Source organism: Longimicrobium sp. (assembly GCF_048594345.1).
Classification (GTDB): domain Bacteria; phylum Gemmatimonadota; class Gemmatimonadetes; order Longimicrobiales; family Longimicrobiaceae; genus Longimicrobium.
This window is the reverse complement of sequence record NZ_JBMDXM010000189.1, coordinates 1-21653: the sequence shown is the minus strand read 5'-3', so window position 1 is coordinate 21653 and position 21653 is coordinate 1. Positions and strand designations below refer to the sequence as shown.

16 protein-coding genes are annotated in these 21653 nt (G+C 70.6%); 3 read left to right on the top strand and 13 right to left on the bottom strand.

Going from position 1 to position 21653, the window contains the following annotated elements; genetic code table 11:
- Positions 1–124: 124 nt before the first annotated feature.
- A complete protein-coding gene (locus ACOJUJ_RS20830) occupies positions 125–2002 on the bottom strand; it encodes a hypothetical protein (RefSeq protein ID WP_420128836.1) in 1878 nt (625 codons plus the stop codon).
- Positions 2003–2061: 59 nt separating this feature from the next.
- Between ACOJUJ_RS20830 and ACOJUJ_RS20825 the strand changes: the two genes are divergently transcribed.
- Positions 2062–2346 carry a hypothetical protein gene (locus tag ACOJUJ_RS20825; RefSeq protein WP_420128835.1) on the top strand — a complete coding sequence of 95 codons (285 nt, stop codon included), beginning with the start codon at positions 2062–2064 and terminating at the stop codon, positions 2344–2346.
- 791 nt (positions 2347–3137) lie between these two features.
- Here ACOJUJ_RS20825 and ACOJUJ_RS20820 read toward each other — a convergent pair.
- From ACOJUJ_RS20820 to ACOJUJ_RS20785, 8 genes are all read right to left on the bottom strand, one after another.
- Positions 3138–5582 (bottom strand): DNA translocase FtsK 4TM domain-containing protein, encoded by a 2445-nt coding sequence (locus tag ACOJUJ_RS20820; RefSeq protein WP_420128834.1) that lies wholly within the window; start codon positions 5580–5582, stop codon positions 3138–3140.
- Positions 5583–6184: 602 nt separating this feature from the next.
- Entirely contained in the window at positions 6185–6928 is a 744-nt protein-coding gene (locus ACOJUJ_RS20815; RefSeq protein WP_420128833.1) for a 2-phosphosulfolactate phosphatase, read from the bottom strand.
- Position 6929: 1 nt separating this feature from the next.
- On the bottom strand, positions 6930–8279 hold the full coding sequence (gene accC, locus ACOJUJ_RS20810; RefSeq protein ID WP_420128832.1) for an acetyl-CoA carboxylase biotin carboxylase subunit: 1350 nt from the start codon (positions 8277–8279) through the stop codon (positions 6930–6932).
- Between the two features lie 16 nt (positions 8280–8295).
- A complete protein-coding gene (locus ACOJUJ_RS20805) occupies positions 8296–9417 on the bottom strand; it encodes a type IV pilus twitching motility protein PilT (RefSeq protein WP_420128831.1) in 1122 nt (373 codons plus the stop codon).
- Between the two features lie 34 nt (positions 9418–9451).
- Positions 9452–9940 (bottom strand): acetyl-CoA carboxylase biotin carboxyl carrier protein, encoded by a 489-nt coding sequence (accB, locus tag ACOJUJ_RS20800; protein WP_420128864.1) that lies wholly within the window; start codon positions 9938–9940, stop codon positions 9452–9454.
- A complete protein-coding gene (efp, locus tag ACOJUJ_RS20795) occupies positions 9940–10503 on the bottom strand; it encodes an elongation factor P (protein WP_420128830.1) in 564 nt (187 codons plus the stop codon). The genes accB and efp overlap by 1 nt, the downstream gene beginning before the upstream one ends.
- Before the next feature lie 89 nt (positions 10504–10592).
- Positions 10593–11048 carry a type II 3-dehydroquinate dehydratase gene (gene aroQ, locus ACOJUJ_RS20790; protein ID WP_420128829.1) on the bottom strand — a complete coding sequence of 152 codons (456 nt, stop codon included), beginning with the start codon at positions 11046–11048 and terminating at the stop codon, positions 10593–10595.
- Positions 11045–13996 carry a tetratricopeptide repeat protein gene (locus tag ACOJUJ_RS20785; RefSeq protein ID WP_420128828.1) on the bottom strand — a complete coding sequence of 984 codons (2952 nt, stop codon included), beginning with the start codon at positions 13994–13996 and terminating at the stop codon, positions 11045–11047. Before ACOJUJ_RS20785 ends, aroQ begins: the two co-directional genes overlap by 4 nt.
- Before the next feature lie 255 nt (positions 13997–14251).
- Here ACOJUJ_RS20785 and ACOJUJ_RS20780 point away from each other — a divergent pair, with 255 nt between their 5' ends.
- A complete protein-coding gene (locus ACOJUJ_RS20780) occupies positions 14252–16081 on the top strand; it encodes a peptidyl-prolyl cis-trans isomerase (protein ID WP_420128827.1) in 1830 nt (609 codons plus the stop codon).
- A gap of 288 nt (positions 16082–16369) precedes the next feature.
- Here ACOJUJ_RS20780 and ACOJUJ_RS20775 read toward each other — a convergent pair whose 3' ends face one another.
- The 4 genes from ACOJUJ_RS20775 to ACOJUJ_RS20760 form a co-directional block, all read right to left on the bottom strand.
- Positions 16370–16645, bottom strand: a complete 276-nt coding sequence (locus ACOJUJ_RS20775; protein WP_420128826.1) for a hypothetical protein — start codon at positions 16643–16645, stop codon at positions 16370–16372.
- Between the two features lie 84 nt (positions 16646–16729).
- Entirely contained in the window at positions 16730–17719 is a 990-nt protein-coding gene (locus ACOJUJ_RS20770; RefSeq protein WP_420128825.1) for a polyprenyl synthetase family protein, read from the bottom strand.
- A 150-nt stretch (positions 17720–17869) separates the two neighbouring features.
- A complete protein-coding gene (locus ACOJUJ_RS20765; protein ID WP_420128824.1) occupies positions 17870–18259 on the bottom strand; it encodes a four helix bundle protein in 390 nt (129 codons plus the stop codon).
- Between the two features lie 64 nt (positions 18260–18323).
- Entirely contained in the window at positions 18324–20513 is a 2190-nt protein-coding gene (locus ACOJUJ_RS20760; RefSeq protein ID WP_420128823.1) for a tetratricopeptide repeat protein, read from the bottom strand.
- 341 nt (positions 20514–20854) lie between these two features.
- Between ACOJUJ_RS20760 and ACOJUJ_RS20755 the strand changes: the two genes are divergently transcribed.
- Positions 20855–21376, top strand: a complete 522-nt coding sequence (locus tag ACOJUJ_RS20755; protein WP_420128822.1) for a hypothetical protein — start codon at positions 20855–20857, stop codon at positions 21374–21376.
- Positions 21377–21653: the final 277 nt, after the last annotated feature.

Below are 21653 nucleotides of genomic sequence, written 5' to 3'. Positions count from 1 at the left end.
CCGCCTTGCCTGAAGGTGCCCGCCACCCCGGGGCGCGTTCGCCGCAACGACCGCGCGACCCGTGGCGTTCCGGCCGCGCGGCGGGTGGTAGCGGGGGCTCGCCGCCGGCCGAACGCCGCCCACGTCAGCGGGCGCCGGGGGGGACGGGCGCGTTGCGGCGAAAGATCTCGGCTCCGGGCACGCTGCCCACCGACATGTTCATCCCCCGATCGTCATCCCGGGCCTCGAGGATGCACACGGTGCCGGTCATCTCCAGCCCTGGCTCCACGCGCGGCGCCAGCCGGAGCGGCGACTTTCCGTTTCCCTCCAGCCACACCGGCACCACCACCAGCACAAAGCACGGCCAGTCGGGGAACACCGACACCTTCTTGCGCACGAGGAGGGCGCGCTTGAGCCCGGGGACGGTGGAAAGGTGCCTGATGACGGCCTGCAACTCCGCGTCGCCCAGTTCGTGCGGCAGAAATCGGTCGTCGGGGCGGACGTTCCGCGCCGCGCGCTCGATCGCGGCCCGCGCCATCTCCGTCTCGTGCGCAGCGGCCCGGCGCTCGAAGACCTCGGCGTCGGCGGTGCGGCCGCGGGCGTGCAGGAACCGCGCGGCCGCCGCGCAGGCTTCGGCGGTGGTGTTGAAACCGTCCAGCGACATCGCCCGCTTCAGGTGCGCCAGCCCGGCTTCATCGCCCGCGTCCAGCAGCAGCTTGCCCAGCAACAGGCGCATCTCCGCGTCGTCGGCGGCGTCCAGAAAGCCGCGAATCAGCGGCACTGCGACGCCGCCGCCGTGCAGCCGCTCCGTCAGCCGGATCCGCTCGCGCGCCTCAGGCCCCGGAAGGGGCTCGCCGGCCGCGCGCGACTCCAGCTCCGCAAGCCGCTGCGTCGTCCGCAGGTGCTCGTCCTGCTCCTTGCGCCAGTTGTACTGGTGGGTCTCGGCCCACTTGCGGCCCAGCCGGTCCGCCAGCCGCGCCGCGTGCCCGCCCAGGAACACGTCCGCGGCGACGGGGTGCGCGGACGCCGGGGGAAGCGCCGGCGTGACATCCAGTGCCACCAGCCGGTCGGCCAGCGATGGGTGGGGGTTCCCGGCCTGGGTGGCGTGGCCCACGCCGTCCGCGAGCCACGCGGACGCCAAGGGGTGCGCGCCGGCGCCGGGCGCCCCGTCCAGGATCCGGCGGAACACGTCCGCGGGCGCCGGAGTTGGCGCTTCTGTCGTCCGGCGCATGACGCCTGGCCAGAACACCTGCGCCAGGAAGCGCTCCACCACGCCCAGCCGGCACAGGGCGGCGGCCAGGGCGCCGGGCCCGGCCACGCGCGCGGCACGCCGGTCGGCCTCGAACTCGTGCTCGCGCCGCAGGACCGCGGTCCGGGCGTCCAGGAACGGCGCGTACCAGCGAACGAACGCGCGGAACACGCGCAGGGTGGGCTCCCGCTCGTCCCGCAGCCCCTCCAGCACCCACGTCCACGCCTCGCGGGCGCGCCAGGCCCACAGGCCGGCCCGGCCGCCCCTGCCCGACGCCAGCCCGAGCTCGCGCGCCAGCACGGCGCTGAACTCGCCGGCCGTGAGCGCCGCGGCCAGCGGCAGGCCGATGATGAGGTACGTGCGGTAGAAGCCCAGCACGCCCAGCCGCGGCACCTGCTGCACCGAGATGCGCCCCTCCTCGCCGATCAGCACCTGATGTGGAGCGGGGGCGCCCACGGCCCCGCGGATGCGCTCGATCTCCGCCCACAGCGCAGGCGCCTCCGTGCGCGCCAGCACCATTCCGCGAGGCGCGGGAACGGAGAGGGACAGCGCCTCCAGCAGGATGGGCCCCAGCACCGCCGTAAGCACCCACGCCCAGATGCTCACACCAGGGCGGAGGATCGGGACCAGGTTGATCAGCACGGCGGCCGCGAGTAGCGCCACGATGCCGGGTCCCAGCATCGTCAGCGCCACGGCCCGCGCGCGGTACATGCGCGGGTGCTGCTGAGCGTACGCGGCTAGCCGGGTCGGGAGGGCGTCGTAGTTCTGGGCCATCGTCGTCGGCAGAGCGGCGGGGGGTGTGCGGCGGATGCTCAGGCGCCGGAACGGCGCAGGTGTTCGATGACGCGGCGGAGGTGCGCGCGGCACGCCGGGGTGGCGGCGGCGCTGTCCGTCTCCAGCACGCCGATGCGCCAGCGCAGGTGCTCGGGGAACTCGCGCGTGGCGTCGCGGACGTTTCCTTCGCGGATTTGCAGGATCCTGACGGTTTATTCGTAGGGAGACGTATCCCACGTATCAACTTCGAAAAGAACCGCGCAGTCTCCGGTGTTATTCCAGACGGTATTCGAAAGCCCCCAGTAGAAGAAATGATCTCGACCGCCCGCTTGGTTCACTCGTGAGAGCTGAGTGCCATTTCCGGTGAACAGAACAATGTTATCTCCCGTCTGGACAGGATGCGGAGGGAACCAATAACAGTGCCTTTGTAAATTCGAGATGGCATATGGTGAGGCATATGTGGTGTCAAACACGATATGGAAGCTCAGATCAGTATCAGCGAGAGCTCTCAGGTGCAGGCGCTCCCGATTCGCGATCCCGCGATCAGCTATCCGGATAATCTGCAGCTTCATCCTTTCACCACCCGTCCCACGACAGAGCTCAGGATCATGAGCAACCCCAACATCAGACAAACAACGCCTTGCAACCTATTCGTCCAGAAAAAAGGAGCAAGGCCCAAAATCGCGCCTCCTAAACCAACTCCAGCACCAAAGAACACATCAACGGCTCGAGTGGGTTTCAAGCGCTCGTCCAAAACTGCGGCCCGCCGCTCTGCCTCATGGTATCGTTCTATGTATCCTCGTAGCGAGTCGCACTCTGCTTCTGCACGTTCAAGTTCGTCTAAGATGAGCTTTTGCACGCCTGGGCTCTGGAGGTCATCATCTGAGAGTTGCCGGCGAACATCCCGAAACGCTTGACGTCCGGTTGCGGGTGCGAGACTTCCGCCATTTGCAGGCGTGGAGCGGGCTTGCGCGATGCCAGCTCTTTGGCCGCCGCTCGCCACCGGCATGTTGTCAGCTGGAGTGTCTGGATCCGCCAATGCCCGCTCCCTTGATTATCCTAGCCCTAAATGATTTGCATATGCTTCGGGAACTAACGCGTGTTTTCTATCCCAACCCCTCAGTTCTACATCGTCTTAAGCCTCCCCGCAGATCGAGTCCAGCTGGGTGAAGTCGATGAGGACGTCGCGGGGCTTGGAGCCGTCGGGAGGGCCCAGGATGCCGGCCTTTTCCAGCTGGTCCATCACCCGCGCCGCGCGGCCGTAGCCGATGCGCATGCGACGCTGCAGCAGGCTGGTCGATCCGCCCTGGTGCTGGATGCACAGCTCCGCGGCCTGCCGGAACAGCTTGTCGCGCTCACCGGGCTCTTCGTCGGCCTCCAGCTCGCCCGTGTCTTCCTGCGCGCGCACCTCGTCCAGGATGTTGGCCTCGGTGCTGGCGGCCGGGTCAAGCCCGCGCTCAAGAGCTTCTTCGCGGCGCAGGCGGGCCTGCTCGCGATACCAGTCCATCATCGCCTCGGTTTCTTCCGTCGACAGATACGCGCCCTGAATGCGCACGGGCTCGCTGCTGGCCGGAGGCAGCATCAGCATGTCGCCGTTGCCCAGCAGCGCATCGGCTCCGTTCTGGTCCAGGATCGTGCGTGAGTCGACCTTGGACGACACGCGGAAGGCGATGCGGCTGGGGAAGTTGGCCTTGATCAGGCCCGTGATCACGTTCACCGACGGGCGCTGCGTGGCCAGGATCAGGTGAATGCCGATGGCTCGCGCCTTTTGCGCCAGCAGCGCGAGCGGCTTTTCCACGTCGCCCTGCACCGTCATCATCAGGTCCGCCAGCTCGTCGATGATCACGACGATGTACGGCAGCTCGCCGCCGCGGTACAGCCAGCGGTCGGGATCGCCCTCCTCGCCCTCGGCCTCGCTGGCGCGCATCACCACGCCCTGCTCCAGCCGCTTGTTGAAGTCCTGCAGGTTGCGCACGCCGTTCACGCTCAGCAGCGCGTAGCGGCGCTCCATCTCCAGCACCGCCCACTTGAGGACCGCCGCGGCATCGTTGTTGTCGGTGACGACGGGGTGCCGCAGGTGGGGGAGGTCGTTGTACATCGACAGCTCCACCATCTTGGGGTCCACCATCAGGAACCGCAGCGTGCGCGGCGTGTGGCGGAAGATGAGGGAGGTGATGATGGTGTTCACGCACACCGACTTGCCCGAACCCGTGGCGCCCGCGATCAGCAGGTGCGGCATCTTGGCCAGGTCGGCCACGTTGGACCGGCCCGCGATGTCCTTGCCCAGTGCCAGCGGCAGCGCGGCCGTAGTGCCGCGAAAGGCGGGGGACTCGATGGTCTCGCGAAAGTAGACCATCTCCGGCACCGGGTTGGGCACCTCCACGCCCACCGCGCCCTTGCCGGGGATGGGCGCCACGATGCGCACCGACGGCGCGCGCAGGGCCAGCGCCAGGTCCGCCTCCAGGTTGGCGATGCGGGCCACCTTCACCCCCGGCGCCGGGCTGATCTCGAACTGCGTGACCACGGGCCCCGACGTCATCCCGACGATGGTTCCTTCGATCTTGAAGGTCGCCAGCTTGTCGATCAGCACCTGTCCCAGCTTGTCCAGCTCATGCCGGTTGCGCGCCTCGTCGCGCGGCGGCGGCGCGACGAGCAGGCCGGTCGTGGGCAGGTCGGTGGAGAAGGGGTCGCCGCTGTCTTCGGGCAGCAGCTCCACCTGCTCTGCCCGGGTGCCGCGCGCGGCGGCGGCCTTCTGCCCCGGCTTCTTCGCGTCCGCCGCCGTTTTGGCGACCGGGGCCACCGGGCCGGCCGGCGCGGGTGTGGACAGGGGGACGATGGGGTCCAGCTGGGTGGCGTCGGGATCGATGGCGGGCTCGTCGTCTTCCGCGCTCCAGTAGCTCTCGTCCTCGAACTCGTACTCCGCGTCCTCGATCCCGTCGTCCGAAGGCGTCACCGGCAGCGGCTCGCCGGGGAGGGCGCGCTTGGGGAGCAGCTTGAGCGGGCTGGGAAGGGCGATGGTGGGGCGGGGGAGCGCCACCGCCGCCTGCCGCGCCTGCGTCATGGCGAAGCGCCCGCCGTGGAAGGCGCTGCGCAGCGGGTTCCACCCCACCGTCGCCACACAGAGCGCGGCGAAGAGAAAAAAGATGACCACCGCGCCGCCCACCGCGCTCAGGGCGGACACCAGCAGCACCGCCACCGCCGCGCCCAGCCAACCCGTGACCCGGGTAGGCTCACCCGCCGTTCCGCCCAGAACCGAGATGGCGGAGGGGACCAGGACGATCAGGCCGGCCAGGAGGATGGACCAGCGCACGGCCGTTCCCCCGTCCAGCCTGCGGAAGGCAAAGGCGCCCCACAGCGCCGCCAGCACCGGCAGCGCCACCGCGGCCACGCCCATGAAGCCGGTGAGCGCGCCGCTGAGCGCCGCCCCCGCCACACCCACGATGTTCCGCGAAGCGAAGATGCGCGCAGCCCCCTCGCCAAACGCGGACAGGGGCACCAGGCTCAGCGCGAGCAGCAGGGCGAGGGCGAACAGGCCCAGGCCCCATAGCTCGCGGCGCTGCTTGTCGTCCAGGGAAAGCATTCGGCTCCAGGTAGAGCAGTGCCGAGGGATTCTTCGGGAAGGAACGTCTGAAGCAACAAGATAGCGTGGACACGCCTTTCGGCCAACTGCCGGGTTGTGGAGAGTGCGGGAGTGCGGGAGTGCGGGAGTGTGAGTTATCGATGGATCGCGCTGCGGCCGCGGGGGCCCTCACCCGCTCGCTTAGGCTCGCACCCTCTCCCGCAAGCGGGAGAGGGTATAAACGTCGCACATGTCTGCGGTGCGTCTTCGCCGTGGCTGTGCCTGTCGTCACACATTGGCTGCCCGCCGCGCAGGCCTCCGCCCGCACGAGCTGGTGAAGCCCCGCCTGGCGAGCTCCGCGAGCTTTGGGCGGGGCTTATGGCCTTTCCAGCCGCGGCTTTAGCCGCCCCGGCTGCCCACCGTCGGCTGCCCACCGTCGGCTGCCCACCGTCGGCTCCCCGCCCCGGCTGCCCACCGTCGGCTGCCCACCGTCGGCTCGCCGCCCCGGTTGCCCGCCTTCGGCTGCCCACCCCGTTCGCCGCCGTGTACGACAAACGAAAGGCCGGACGGATCCCGTAGGTCCGTCCGGCCTCGTCTCGATCGCGTGATGCGATTGCGTCGGCTTACGACTCCGCCGCCTCCACCGTCGCCAGCACGATCTGGCGGCCGTCGAGAACGGGGAGCACGTCGCGCAGGTCCGTCTGCGCGCAAAAGGCCAGGTCGTCGCCCAGGCCGGCTTCCACGATCGCGCGGCCGGCCGCCGTGTGGGGAAACAGCTTCGCGGGGTCGGCGAACTCCTCGGCCAGCGCCAGCGCGGCCACGGCCCCGTCGTTCATCTCCCACTCCACCTCGGGCAGCCCCTTCATCACCGCCGCCGCCATCTGCCCCGCGCACACGGCGTCCTCCAGCCCGAACGCGCGGTCGCGGCCGGCGCACAGAAAGACGGGCTCGCCGTCCGTGCGCACCAGCTCGTCCACCACGGCCTGAAAGTTGGTCCACGCACCCACGAGCACCCGGCTTCCGCCCGCCGCGGCATGGATGGCGAGGGTGCCGTTGGTCGTCGACATCACCACCGTCTTTCCGCCCACGCGCTCGGCGGTGAACTCGCCCGGCGAATTGCCCAGGTCAAAGCCCTCGATGGGCAGCGCCTTGCGCTCGCCGGCCAGCAGCACCTCGTCGCGGCCCAGCGTCTTGGCCAGCCCGATCGCCTCCTCGATGGTGGCCACCGGGTACAGCGTCCGCGCCCCGGCGGCCAGCGCCTCGACGATGGAGGTGGACGCGCGCAGCACGTCCAGGACCACCACCGTCCGCCCCGCGATCTCCGACGGCACCAGCTCGGCGGGGGTAAGTAGCACGTCCAGCTTCATCTCAGGCACGCTCCGACGACATCCACCGCTCCAGCGACTTGGTATCCACCTGGCCCGCGATGAACTCGGGGTTGTCCATCACCTGCAGCAGGAACGGGATGGTGGTGTGCACGCCCTCGATCACCGTTTCCAGCAGCGCCCGCTTCATCCGCGCGATCGCCTCGTCGCGCGTGGACGCGTGCACGATCAGCTTGCCCAGCAGCGAGTCGTAGTACTGCGGCACCTTGTAGCCCGCGTACGCGTGCGTGTCTACCCGCACACCCGGGCCGCCGGGAAGGTGAAAGGTGGTGATCGTCCCCGGCGAGGGGGCGAAGTTGCGAGAGGGATCTTCGGCGTTGATGCGGCACTCGATGGCGTGGCCGCGCAGCTGGATCTCCACCTCGGGCAGCGAGAGCGGAAGCCCCGCCGCGGCGCGGATCTGCTCCTTGACCAGGTCGAAGCCGGTGGTCATTTCCGTGACCGGGTGCTCCACCTGGATGCGGGTGTTCATCTCCATGAAGTAGAACGAGTTGTCCTCGTTCAGCAGCATCTCGATGGTCCCCGCGCCCACGTAGTCGATGGCCTTGGCCCCGCGCACCGCCGCCTCGCCCATGGCCGCGCGCAGCTCCGGCGACAGGGCGGGGGAGGGCGCCTCTTCCAGCAGCTTCTGGTGGCGGCGCTGGATGCTGCAGTCGCGCTCGCCCAGGTGGATGACCCGGCCGTGCGTGTCGCCCAGGATCTGGAACTCGATGTGGCGCGGCCGGGCCAGGTACTTTTCCACGTACACGCTGTCGTCGCCGAACGCCGCGCCCGCCTCGCTGCGCGCCATCCCGAAGGCGGTGACAAACTCGTCCTCGGTGTTGGCCACGCGCATCCCCTTGCCGCCGCCGCCCGCCGCCGCCTTGATCAGCACGGGAAAGCCGATCTCGCGCGCGGCGGCCAGCGCCTCGTCGGGGTCGGCGATGGCGTCGGTGCCGGGGACGATGGGGACGCCCACCTCGCGCATGGTACGCCGCGCGGTGGCCTTGTCGCCCATCTGCCGGATCTGCTGCGGCGTGGGGCCGATGAAGGTGATCTCGCTGGCCTCGCAGATCTCCGAGAACTCCGCGTTCTCCGCCAGAAAGCCGTAGCCGGGGTGGATGGCGTCGGCGCCGGTGATCTCGGCCGCGGCGATGATGCGCGGGATGTTGAGGTAGCTTTCGCGCGCGGAGGGCGGGCCGATGCACACGTCCTCGTCGGCGAAGCGCACGTGCAGGCTTTCGCGGTCGGCCTCGCTGTAGACGGCCACGGTGCGCAGCCCCAGCTCGCGGCAGGCGCGAATCACCCGCAGGGCGATCTCGCCCCGGTTGGCGATCAAGACTTTACGGAACAATGCTTTTCCTGTCGGTTCAGTCGGCGCGCCGGGGCGTCCAGTCCATCTCCTGCTCGCCGGGCTGCACGCCGGACACGCGCAGGGCGAACTCGGAGGGGTTGCTGGCGTAGTGGACCGCCCACTCGTAGCTGATCCAGCCGCGCCGGTACAATTCCAGCAGCGACTGGTCGAACGTCTGCATCCCGTACTGCACCTGTCCTTCGGCGATCAGGTCGGGGATGCTCTGCGATTCGTCGCCCGTGCGGATGAGCTGCGCGATGGCGGCGGTGTTCACCAGCACCTCGGCCGCGGGGATGCGTCCCGGGCGGTCGGCGCGGGGGATCAGGCGAAGGCTGATCACCGCGCGCAGCGCGTTGGCCAGCATTCCCCGGATCTCCTGGTGCTGGTGGGGCGGAAAAAAGCTGATGATGCGCCCGATGGTCTGGGCGGCGTCCGTCGTGTGCAGCGTGCTGAGCACCAGGTGCCCCGTGTCCGCGGCCTTGAGCACCGTCTCCATCGACGGCCGGTCGCGAATCTCGCCCAGCATGATGACGTCGGGGTCCTGCCGCAGCACGTGCCGCAGCGCGTCGTGAAACGAGTGCGTGTCGCTTCCCACCTCGCGCTGGCTGACGATGGCCCTGGCGTCGCGGTGCAGGAACTCGATCGGGTCTTCCACCGACACGATGTTCACCGCGCGCCGCTCGTTCAGGTGGCGCACGATGGCGGCCAGCGTCGTCGACTTGCCCGACCCCGTGACCCCCGTCACCAGCACCAGCCCGCGCGGCGACAGGGCGACCTGCTCCATCACCGGCGGCAGGTCGAGCGACTCCAGCGCCGGCACCTCGAAGGGGATGGCGCGGAACGCCATTCCGTAGGTGCCGCGCTGCTGAAAGATGTTGGCGCGGAACCGCCCCAGCCCCTGCACGCCGATGGCGAAGTCGATCTCCTTGCGCTCGGCGAACTCCTCGCGCTGCCGGGGGCTCAGCGTCTGCTCGGCGCAGCGCTTGAGGTCCTCCGGCCGCAGCACGCCCAGCCGGGTGTCGCTGAGCTCGCCGTTGATGCGCAGCACCGGCGGACGCCCCACCTTGAGGTGAAGGTCGCTGGCGCCGGCGCGCACCATCTCCTGCAGCGCGTCACGCAGGTTGAACTCCGGACGCACCCCCTGGCCTGCGGGGGGTGCGCTCCCGACGGTCTCACTCACCCGGGTCGACGCGGAAGAGGACCTGCCCGAACTCCACGGGCTCGCCGTTCTCCACGCACACCTCGCGCACCACGCCGGTGATCTCGGAGGGAAGCTCGTTCATCAGCTTCATCGCCTCCAGGATGCACAGCGTCTGCCCGCGGGTGATGCGGTTGCCCAGCTCCACGTACGCCGGCGCCTCGGGGGCCGGCGCGCGGTAGAAGGTGCCCACCATGGGGGACTTGATGTCCACCAGCTTGCTGGTGGGAGCCGCCGGCGCGGCGGCCTCGCCACCGGCGGCGGGCGCGGCGGCCGCCGGTGCCGCGGCAGGCGCGGGCGCGGCGGCGGGGGCCAGGGCCGGTACGGCCGCAGCGGCGGCGACGGGCGCGGGCGGGGGCGTCTTGTTGATGCGGATCTTGGTGCCGCCCCGGGCGATCTCCAGCGAGTCGATCCCGCTGTCGTCCACCGCCTCGATGAGCCCGCGGATGAAGTCCAGGTCGATCATTTCGCGCGTTCCATGTACTTGTCCTCTCGGCGGTCCACACGGACCACGTCGCCTTCGTTCAGGAACAGCGGCACCTGGATCACGGCGCCGGTTTCCAGCGTGGCGGGCTTGGTGCCGCCGGTGGCGGTGTCGCCGCGCACGCCCGGGTCCGTCTGCGTGATGGTCAGGATGACGAAGAAGGGAAGCTCCACGGAGATCACGTTCTCCCCGTGCACCAGCCCGTCCACCTCCATCCCCTCCTTGAGGTACTTCAGCTGGTCGTCGCCGATCACGGCGCCGGCCAGCGGGATGTCCTCGTAGGACTGCGCGTCCATGAAGTGGTAGAAGTGGCCGTCGGTGTAGCTGTACGTCATGGGCCGGTGCTCCAGCCGCACCTCGTCGATGCGCTCGCCCGCGCGGAACGTCTTTTCCAGCACGGCGCCGGTGAGCACGTTGCGCAGCTTGCTGCGCACCACCGTGTTGCCCTTGCCGGGCTTGTGGTGCTGAAACCAGAGGATGGTGAACAGGGTGCCATCGAGGTTGATGGTCATTCCGTTCCGGAAGTCGGCCGTCGATGCCACTGAAAATCTCCTTGTAGTCGAAAGTACGAGAGTACGGAGTACGAAAGTACGAAACGACGGTACGGCGCCCGCTGGCGCCGATCCCGTACTCACGTACTCTCGTACTTTCGTACTGCTTTCAAGTGCTCCACCAGCGCGCGCAGCCCCAACCGGTAGCTGTCCACGCCGAATCCCGAGATGACGCCCACGGCGCCGGCCGCCAGGTACGACCGGTGCCGAAAGCGCTCCCGGGAAAAAACGTTGCTAAGATGCACCTCCACGTACGGACGCGCCACTCCCGCCAGCGCATCGGCCAGCGCGATGCTGGTGTGCGTGTACGCGGCCGCGTTGACGACAAAGCCGTCGGCGTCGGCCGCGCAGCCCTGCACGTGGTCCACCAGGCCACCCTCGTGGTTGCTCTGGAAGGATCGCACCCGCACCCCCAGCTCACGCCCCAGCCGCTCCATCTCCTGGTCGATCTCGGCCAGTGTGGCGCGGCCGTAGATCTCGGGCTCCCGCCTGCCCAGCAGGTTCAGGTTGGGCCCGTGGATGACCTCGATGTTCACCGCTTCAGGCTCTGCAGCCAGGCCTGAAAGCTCTCCAGGTCCTCGTCGTCCTCGTCCTGTCCGCCCGCCGGCGCGCTCGCGGCCGGGGCCGCCGGTGCGGCTGGGGGCGGCGTAACCGGCGCGGCCGGCGCCACCGGCTCAAAGGCCAGGCTGGGGATGAAGGACGACGGCATCTCCGGCTCCGGCTCCCGCGCGGGCTCGGGCTCCGGGGCGGCGGCGGTCTCCGCCGGCTCGGGCGCGCCGCCGCCGGAGAAGAAGTCCTCGAACGAGAAGCCGCCCGCGTCCGTATCCGCCGACGCCGACGCCGACGCGGCGGACGGCTCCGCCGGCAGCTCCCACGGCAGCGCTTCCTCCGGCTCCGCGGCGGCGGGGCCCGCGACCTCGTCCGACAGCTCGAACGCGTCGATGCTGGGAGGCTCCGACGCACGCGGCGCCTCAGCCCACGGCTCCGCGTCCAGGTCGAAGAGGGGGATGTCGCCCGCGGCGTCCCGCGGCGGGGCGTCCGGCGCGGCGGCCCAGGGCTTGTCCTCGGCGATCGTCGGCTCCGCCGGCACCACGTCCGCGGCGGGCGCGTCGTCGTACGTCGGCGCGGCGGGCGCCTCCGCCCACGGCTCGTCCGCGGCAACGGGGGCCGCGGTGGGCGCCGCATCGAACGAGTCCGATCCGGCCCACGGCTCGTCGGCCACGGTGGGTTCGGTGGGCGGCGTGGCGTCGGACGAGGGCGACTCCGTCCATGCTTCGGCGGCGGCGGGCGGCGTGGCGTCGGCCCACGGCTCCGCGTCGGGCCCCGCGGACGGCGCGGCGTCGATCGACGGCGGCTCCGTCCAGGCTTCGGCGGCGGCGGGCGCGGCGTCGAAGGCGGGTGCACCGGCGACGGGCTCCTGCTGCGCGACGGCGGACGCGGCTGCCTGGCCGGGGGTCCACGCGAGCAGCGAGGAGAAGTACGCCCGCATGGACGAGGCCCGCGCGGTGGAGGCAGTCGCGGCGGCGTAGGCCGTGCGCTCTTCCTCGGCGGCTTCTTCGTCGTCGTCCAGCGGCGCGGCGGCGATCGCCCAGTCGGCACTGACGTCGGCGACCACCTCGGGCGGCGCGGCAACCTCGTCGCCGCCTTCTTCCACCACGATCAGGTCGAACCCGACGGCGTCGGTCTCGCTGACGGTCGGCGGTTCCCACCGCTCGCGATCCTCATCACCCGAAACCAGCGGCGCCGCGGCGTAGGCCGGCTCCGGAGCCGGCGCCTCGAGGCCATCGAACCCGCCCGCGAACGAATCCGCGAACGGATCGTCCGAACCCGCGCTCGCCTCCAGCGGCGGCGGGGGGACGAAGCCGGCGGCGGGCGCGTCGTCGTACGAAGTCCCGGCTCCGGCGTACGCGGGCTCGGGCGAGAGGTCGCCGAACGGCGCGGCCTCGGAGAAAGCGGGCTCGGTCGAAACGTCGTCCGCGGACGCGGCTTCCTGGGGGACGAAGTCGGCGACGTTGGCGGCGTCGGAGTACGCGGGCTCGTCCACGGGCTCAAACGCCGGCGGCTCCGGCTCGGCCGCGGTTTCGTCCGGATCCGGATCAAGGCTCATGGCCACGGCGGCCAGGCCGGCCGCGGCGCCGCCCATGGCGAACGCATCGACCGAAGCCAGCCAGTCCGGCGCCTCTTCCTCGTCCGGCGTGGCGGCCTCGGCGGCGGCGGGGTGCAGGCGCGCCTCGATTTCCGCCAGCCGCCGCACCAGCCCCGGCTCCTCGCCCCGCTGGCGGATCAGCTCGCGATAGGTGTCGGCAGACTGCTGCAGCAGGCCCTGGGCCGCGTACAGCTCCGCCATGGTTTCCGTCACCACCTCGGCGTCCACGGGATGGTCGCCGTGGTCCAGGTCATCCCCGTCCGCGTCGAACGCGGGAAGGGGCGGCGGGCCGCCGGCCGGGGCCGAGAAGGCGGAGAAGCCGTCGTCGTGCGCGGGCGCGTCGAAGCCGGGAAAGCCGCCGGGCTGCGCGTCCAGCAGCGGCAGCGGGGCGGGGACGGTGTCGTCCGCGTCGTCGCCCAGGTCCAGGAAGGGGAGGTCCGTGCCGGCGGTGGGTGCGTACAGCAGGTCGTCCTCCGAATCCAGCGGCGCCAGCGCGCCCCGGTCCTCGGCCGCGCTCTCGCCCAGGTCCTGCCGCGCGTCGGCGTCCAGCCAGGCGTCCACGGCCCCCGTCTGGTCGGTTTCATCGGCCCGGTCCGTCGCCGCGGCCGGAGCCGGCTCCGCATCCAGGTCCACGCTGCCGAAGCCGAACGCGTCGAAGTCGCCCGACGGGCCGGGCGTGGCGGCCTGGGGAACGTCGGATGCGGCGGGGATGTCGAAGGGAAGGTCGCCCCACTCGCCCGCGTCGTCCTGGGCCGCCACGCCGGACGCGTCCGCGGCGGAGGCGTCCGGCGCGGACAGGTCGATCATCCCGAACTCGTCGGAGCCGTCCGCGTCCGCGCCGCCGGCGGAGGGCAGGGGCTCGGAGGCGCCGCCCCAGCCGCTGCCCACCTGCACGGGCTGGTCGGCCACGGCCGCGTCGGCGCCGCCGCGCGCCAGCTCCTGCAGCGCCACCCGGGCCTCGGTGTTCATGGGATCGACCGCCAGCAGGTCGTTGTACCACTTTTCCGCCTCGGCGCGATTTCCCCCGGCGGCCGCCATCTCGGCCAGCGTGCGCAGGGCGATCAGGTTCTGCGCGTCGATGGAAAGAACGTAGCGCAGCTCGTTGGCGGCTTCCTGGTACGCCCCCCGGTCGGCCAGGCAGCGGCCCAGCAGCACGTGGGGGCTCAGCCCTCCCCGGTGCTGGCGGATGTTCTCGCGCAGGATCTCTTCGGCCCGGCCGGGCTCACCCGCCTCGCGCCACGCACCGGCCAGCGCCACGTAGTAGCGCTCCCGATTGCCGGCGTAGCTGGCTTCCAGCGACTGGATGCGGGCCGTAAGCTCGGGAGAAAGGTCTGCCATGGACGCGTGAAAAGTGCGCGGGAAAGGCCGGGGCAAGGCTGGGGCGACAGGGGGTGCAACATAAATCTCGCGCGCAACCGGTGTCAACAACGCGCCGGCCGCCGGCCCGGGTTGCGTGCCGGGTGCCGTCTAAATATCTTTGGCGGCTTCACTTTCCTGCTATCCGCAGCGGTTTCACAACCCGGCAACCCCTCAGCCGGAGCGCCTGCCGCGCGCTCCGATCCACGTGGAGTTCGTTTTCCCATGATGATGCAGATGATCCGGTCCACGGCCGGCAAAGTCATCGTTCCCCTCCTGATGCTGTTCTTTCTGGGGTGGATGGTGCTGGAGATCGGCATGGACGCGCTGGGCGGCGGCCTGGCCGCCGGGTCCCGGAACGTGGGGAGCGTGAACGGCGATCCGATCACGGCCCTGGCGTACAACGAGCGCTACAACGCGCTGTACCAGCAGGCCCAGCAGCAGGGCGAGGTCACCGACGAGACCGCCCGCCGCCTGCAGGACGAGGCGTGGGAGCAGCTGGTGCAGGAGACGCTGATGCGCCAGGAGCTGGAGCGCCGCGGCATCGGGGTGAGCGACCGCGAGGTGCTGTGGGCCGCGCGCAACCTTCCGCACCCGTCGTTTGCCCAGCAGGAGATCTTCCTGACCAACGGCCGGTTCGACATCAACAAGTACCGCGAGTTCCTGGCGGGCCCCACGATGTCGGCCGAGATGTTCACGCAGCTGGAGCAGTACTACCGCGCGCAGCTGCCGCAGGAAAAGCTGACCCGCCAGCTCACGGCCGGCCGCTACCTGAGCGACACCGAGCTGTGGCGCGCCTACCAGGACCGCACCGAAACGGCCACGGCCGACTTCGTCCAGCTGGACCTGACCAAGCTCGTCCCCAAGGACCCCGCGGTGACGGACGCCGAGGTGCGCCGCTACTACGAGGCCAACCGCGACCGCTTCCGCCGCTCCGAGGGCGCGCGGGTGAAGGTGGCGTACATCCCGCTCACCATCACCGAGGCCGACCGCCAGGCCACGGTGCAGCGCGCGCGGGCCCTCAAGGCCGAGATCGCGGGCGGGGCCGACTTTGCCGAGGTGGCCGCGGCCAACAGCGACGACGAGAGCAACAAGGACCAGGGCGGCGACCTGGGCGCCTTTACGCGCGGGCAGATGGTGCCGGCGTTCGACTCGGCGGCGTTCGCGCTGCCGGTGGGCCAGGTGTCGGACCCCGTGATCACCCAGTTTGGCGTGCACCTGCTGCGCGTGGACGAGCGCACGGGTGAGACGGTCAAGGCGCGCCACATCCTGCTCAACTTCGAAAAGAACGTGGCCGACGTGGACCGGCTGGAGACGCAGCTCGACGCCATCGCCGAGGCGGGGCTCACGCGCGGCCTCAAGGCGGCGGCCGCGGGGCAGCCCAACGTCACCTTCCGCGAGGGCATCGAGGTCAGCGCCGACAACCCGATGATCCCGGGCGTGGGCCCGGCCATCGCCGCGCTCAACTGGGCGCAGGAAGAAAGCGCCAACCGCGCCGCGGGCGACGACCCGATCCGCGTGAGCGAGGTGCTGGAGACGGCGGACGCCCTGTATCTGGTGGAACTGGAGAACTACCATCCGGCCGGCGACACGCCGCTGGCCGAGGCCACGCCCTCCATCCGCCAGCAGCTGGTGTACGACAAGCGCCGCGAGGCGGGCCGCGCCGAGGCGGAGAAGATGCTGGGCGAGGTTCGCGCCGGGCGCACGCTGGAGCAGGTGGCGCAGGCGCGCGGCCTGACGGTGCAGCGCGCCGGCCCGTTCACCCGCGTGGAGTCCAACCCCACGCTGGGCCAGGCCAACGCGGCGGTGGGCGCCGCGTTCGGCACGCCGATCGGCCAGGTGGGCCCGGTGGCGGTGACGCCGGCGGGGGTGTTCCTGGTGCGCCCCGTGGCGCGCACGGCCGCCGACCGCGCCACGTTCGAGCGCGAAAAGGCCTCGCTTCGCCAGCAGGGAATGCAGGCCATGCAGCAGGACCTGCTGCGCCAGTGGATCACCAACGTGCGCCAGGACGCCGAGATCAAGGACAACCGCGCCAAGCTGGCCGCCCAGGCCGCCCGCGCGAGCTGATCGCTTCCGCTCCGTCCGACGCTGAAGCCCCGCTTCCCTTTCGAGGGAGGCGGGGCTTCTCGCATGTCCCACACATCTCAACAGATGGTTTGGTACAGAGGAACAGAGAGGTGGGGAGAGATGCAGAGGAAGGGTGAACCGTATGGCGGTCTTTCCTCTGTTTCTCTCTTTGAAACCTCTGCTCCTCTGTACTCCATCCTCTTTTGCTGTGGATGGAAGGCACGACGAAGCCCTCTTCCACGCGCGGGTGGAAGAGGGCTCGTTGGATGGGTGGATCCGGTGCGGCCGTTACAGCCAGGTGCGCACGGCAAGGGCGACCACGAGAACGCCAAGGACGCTCAGGAAGTCCAGCCGCAGCACCAGCGGGCCAAGGGTAAAGCCCACCGCCACCAGGTCGATCACCAATGGCCCAAAGGCCGCCGCGACCGACGTGGTGAAGAAGGTCCGCGCCGTGCTGTCGGGCATGAACCGCATGGCCAGCTCCGACAGCAGCGCTCCAAGCAGCAGCCCGACCAGCACCACCACCAGCATCCGGCCCACGCGCCGGCGTCCGCCTACGCTCATCTCACCTCCCCAACCCGTTCATCTGGTGGTCGTGCTGCGTTCGCCCAGCCCGCAGGCAAGACGAGTGCCGCCCGTCCGCAAAGTTCAGCGCTGCCGCTCTACCGCGTATACAATGCCGTCGCGCAGCGCGTCCAGCGCGGGGCCCTCCGGCAGGCCTTCCAGCGCCTCGGCGGCCCGCCCGGCGCACGCCATCGCGGCTTCGCGCGCGTACTCCAGCCCGCCGCGCCCGCGCACCACCTCCACCACCCCGGCGATGGACTCGTCGTCCGGCTCCGGATCGGCAAAGAGGGCGTTCACCTTCGCCCGCTCGGCGCGGGAAAGGTTGGGAAGCACGGCGATCAGCGGCAGGGTGACCTTGTGCTCGCGCAGGTCCAGCCCCGTCGGCTTGCCGGTGACGGCGCTGTCGGCCGTGTAGTCCAGCAGGTCGTCGGCGATCTGGAACGCCAGCCCCAGCTCGCGTCCAAAGGTCTTGAGCTGCGCCCGGAAGCGCGGCGCGCCGGTAATGGCGCCCAGCTCGCACGCCGCCGCCATCAGCGACGCGGTCTTGGCGTCGATCAGCCGGTAGTAGTCATCGTGCGAAAAGTCCAGCGCGTCGTGCGACGACAACTGCCGCATCTCGCCGACGGTCATGTCGTTGGCGGCGTTCGCCAGCACCTGGATGGGCTCGATGCGGCCCAGCCGGGTAATCTCCATCAGCGACCGCGTGTACAGGTAGTCGCCCATGATGATGGCGACCTGGTGGCTCCACAGCGCGTTGACCGTGGGCATCCCCCGGCGCAGCACCGAGTGGTCCACCGCGTCGTCGTGCACCAGCGTGGCCAGGTGCACCAGCTCCACGATGGCGGCCAGCGTCTCCGCCTGCGGGCTGGGGCGCCCCTCAAGCTCGTCGCAGAGCAGGACCAGGCCGGGGCGGAACAGCTTGCCCCGGATCTTCATCAGGTACTCGTTCACCGTCTCCACCGGCGCAAAGTCGGAGACCACGATGCGCCGGATCTCGTCCACGACGGCGTCCAGGCGCTCCCGGATGGGGGCCTGGATGTCGGCGAGATGGGGAACGGCGGTGCGGACGCTCATGCGCTGGGCTCAGGTGCCGGCTGTGGATCGGTGCGCGGCCATTTTACGGCGGCCACGGGCGGATGTCAAAGCGATCAGCCAGTGAACGGGTGAACGGGTGAACGGGTGAACGGGTGAACGGGTGAACGGGTGAACGGGTGAACGGGGCGGCTAACGGCGGGCCGTCCAGGCGTCGGGGTGGGTGACCATCCCGACGAGCGTGGCGAGGATGCCGTCGTAGGCGCGGTAAAGGGCTCGCCCAACGTCCCGATCCAGATATGCGCAGCGTACCGCGAACTGGATCCACACCTGGGTTTCCGCCGCCTCGGCTTCCGCGTCCGAAAGCTTGCTGATGAACGCAGCCCGGTAGCGGCGCTTGCGCCACGCCTCCGCCAGATTCGCGCATACGGACCGTGAAGAGCGGCGGATCTGGTCCGTCAACGCGTACACCTCGTGTTTCGGGAACGTCTCGCTCGCGGCAAAGATCTCCATCGCTGCGTCGAACGCCCTCCGATACACCTCCAGATCACCATGCACTCTGACTTTCTGCGGCACCCGCACCTCCCTCACCTCTGCACGCCCCCGTCACCCGTTCACCCGTTCACCCGTTCACCCCCTCACCTCCTCACCTCCTCGGTGCTCGAATACGGTCGATGCGCTGCGCGGTGTCGCGGAAGCGGATGTCGACGGAGACGACGCGCTCGTACAGCTCCAGCGCGCTCTCCGGCCGCTCCGTCCCCTCTTCCACGCGGCCCAGCAGGTAGAGGACGCCGATCACGTCGCCGTCCGCCACGCCGGGAAGCTTGAGGGCGCGGTCCAGCACGCGGCCCGCGACGGCATACTGGCCCTTGTCGACGAAGCACTGGCCCAGCAGCTCCAGCGTCGCCAGCGGATTGGCGCCGCCGCGCAGCGCCACCTGGAACTCGGCGATGGCCTCGTCCACCAACCCCATCTCCATGAAGGCCACGCCCAGGTCGTAGTGGCTGGCGCTGTCCTCCACGTCGATGTTCTCGGCCACCTTCTGGCGAAAGTGGGTAAGCATCTCGGCGAAGTCCCGGTCCTCGTCGCCGCTGGGCTCTTTTTCCTCCACCACAAAGCGCGTGCTGGGCTCGCCCTCACCGCGCTCGTCGTCCATGATCAGCGCGCCCAGGTCCACGTAGTCGCCCGCGGGGGGCGGGGGCGTCGCGGGGGCGGCGGGGGCGGGTGGCGGAGGCGCGGGCGCGGCGGCGGGGGGCGCGGGGGCGCGCAGGAAGGGCGCGACCTGCGCGGCGGCGGCGCGGCCCTCCACGTTGTGCGGGTCCAGCTCCAGCACGCGCTTGAAGACGGCGGCGGCCTTTTCCTCCTGCCCGTGGCGCGCCAGGTGGCGGCCCAGGTCCAGGTACGCTTCCACCTGCGCCTCGGCCCGGCCGCTGCGGAAGGCGTACTCCACCCGCTTTTGCAGCAGCATCCCGTCGTCCGGGCGCAGGCCGATGAGCGCGGTCATGGGCGCCACGGCCTCGAAGTACATCCCACGCGCGGCGAGGGCGCGGTGCGCGGCTTCCAGCACGTCGGGCACCTCGTGCCCCAGCCCGCGGGAGCGAAGCTCGCGCACCAGCTCCTCGCGCGACGCCTCGTCCTCGGGGACGGCGGCCATGTGGGCGCGCAGCTGGTCCAGGTTGTCCTGCCGCGCCTCGAACACCGGCTCCGGCCCGCGGCGCCGTCCCGCCGCGCCCTCCCGCTGCACCGGCTCCTCGTCGAAGCCGATCAGCGGCAGGTCGCCGCCGGCCGAATCGTCGTCGTCGATCAGCAGGGGCAGGTCGCCGCCCAGGTCGCCGTCGTCGTCCGCATCCAGCAGCGGCAGGTCGTCGCCGAATCGCAGGGCTCCGTCGTCATCCTCCGCCGCTTCCGCCTCGTCACCGAAGAGCATGGGGAGGTCGCCGGCGGCTTCCGCCGAATCCTCGTCCTCATCCACCTCGCCCAGGTTGGTGGGTTCCAGCCCCAGGTCGGCGGCGGCGGAGGGCGTGGAGCGGGGCGGGGCGGGCGGCTCGTCCACCAGGGAGGTGGATTCCAGCCCGGCAAGGGGGGCAATGCCGCCGTCGTCCAGCGCGGTGGTTTCCAGGCCGGCGACTCCGGAAACGCCGGCGCCGGAGGGGAAGTCGCCGTCGTGCAGCGCGGCGCTGAAGTCGTCGCCTCCGGCGGCGCTGCGGCTGCGCATGAGCGGCGTGTCGTCGGCGTCGGGGGCCACGGCGCGGATCTGCTCGCGGACGGCCTCGGCGGCGGCGGCGTCGCCCTGCTGCAGGTGCGCGCCCATCAGCACACGCATCTGCTCGATCGCCTGGTCCTTGCGGCCGTTGGCCAGCAGCTGGTCGGCCAGCAGCTTGCGGACCTCGGTGTCTTCCGGGGAAAGGTCGGCGAACTCCTTGAGCGCATCAAAGCTGGCGTCCAGGTTGCCGGCGCGCTTCATCCGCTGCGCGTATTCCAGAAAGTTCTGGCGCGCGTCGGCCAGAAAGCCCGCGGCGGCACTGATCTGCCCTAGCTTGAGGTACACGGCCCCGCGCCCCGGCACCAGCCGCAGGATCTTGCGGCACAGGGCGATGGCGTTGTTGAACAGCCCGCTCTCGGCGTACGAGGCCACGGCGCGCTCGTACGCCTCGACCGCGCGCTCCGTCTCGCCGATGCGCAGGTGCAGGTCGCCCACGCGGTTCCACAGGGCGATGTCCACCTCCTCGCCCGAGGAATCTTCCAGGAGCTGCCGGTAGAGGACGACGGCCTCGGTCCACTGGCCGCGGTTTTCCGCCGCGCGGGCCTGGTCTTTCAGCTTGGCTGGAGTTGCCATGGAATGGGCGTGGGGACGAACGGCCGTGCCCGCGGCGAACGCGCGCGGACCCGGTATGGGACAATCGGGAAAAGATAGCGAACGCGCTAAGTGCGTACAAGGAACGGGGGTGCGCCGCGTTCCAGTAGCACGCCTGTCACCAAGTGGGCGGATGGATGCGAAAGTGGGCGGGGGTGGATGGGGACGCGGGCGGGCGCCGCGCATCCTCGCCCATGCCTCCCGGAACGCGGCAAGGCTTGAAGGAATGGCCGCCGTGCGGTACCATTGCGGGCGATGGATCTTCCCCGCGCCGCGGGAACGCGGTTTTCCCTGATTCCCCCGATCCTCCCACAGAGGTGCAGATGAACAAGCTCATCGGCGCGGCGCTCGCCGCCGTGCTCGCCCTTCCCGCGGCCGCCGCCGCGCAGCAGGCCGCCCCCGCGCCCAGCCCCTTCAAGGCGCTGGAGGTCGCGCAGGAGCTGCAGCTTTCGCCCGACCAGTCCGCCGCCATCACCGTCGCGCGTGATTCGCTGCGCGAGGCGCACCGCATCCACTGCGGGCCCATGCACGCCTCCACGCCCACCCCGGCCCAGGAAGAGCAGCACCACGCCGAGATGGCGCTGATCAACGCGCGCTGGGAGGGCCAGGCGCGCGCGGCGCTTACGCCGGCGCAGATGGAGAGGCTGGCGGTTCTGCGGCCCGTACCGCCGCAGGAGCACGCCGAGGAGCATCATGACGCGGCTCCGGCGGCGGGCCACGGGAACCACCATGCCGCGCCCGCCCCGGCGGCCGGCCACGGCAATCACCACTCCGCGCCCGCGCCGGCGGCCGGCCATGGCCATCACCCCGCGCCCGCGCAGGGACACACCGGGCATCCCGGCTGAACTGAAGCCGCGGACAACCTGGGCCGGACGACGAGGGGCGCCGATGGAGGCGCCCCTCGTCGCGTCTGTGGATCTGTCCCCCGTTCGACGCTGCTGCCTTGCCTCTTTGCGCGGTTCGGATCGACCGCAACCCGCTCGCCCTCACACCCTCACACCCTCACACCCTCACACCCTCACACCCTCACACCCTCACACCCTCACACCCTCACACCCTCACACCCTCACACCCTCACACCCTCACACCCTCACACCCTCACACCCTCACACCCTCACACCC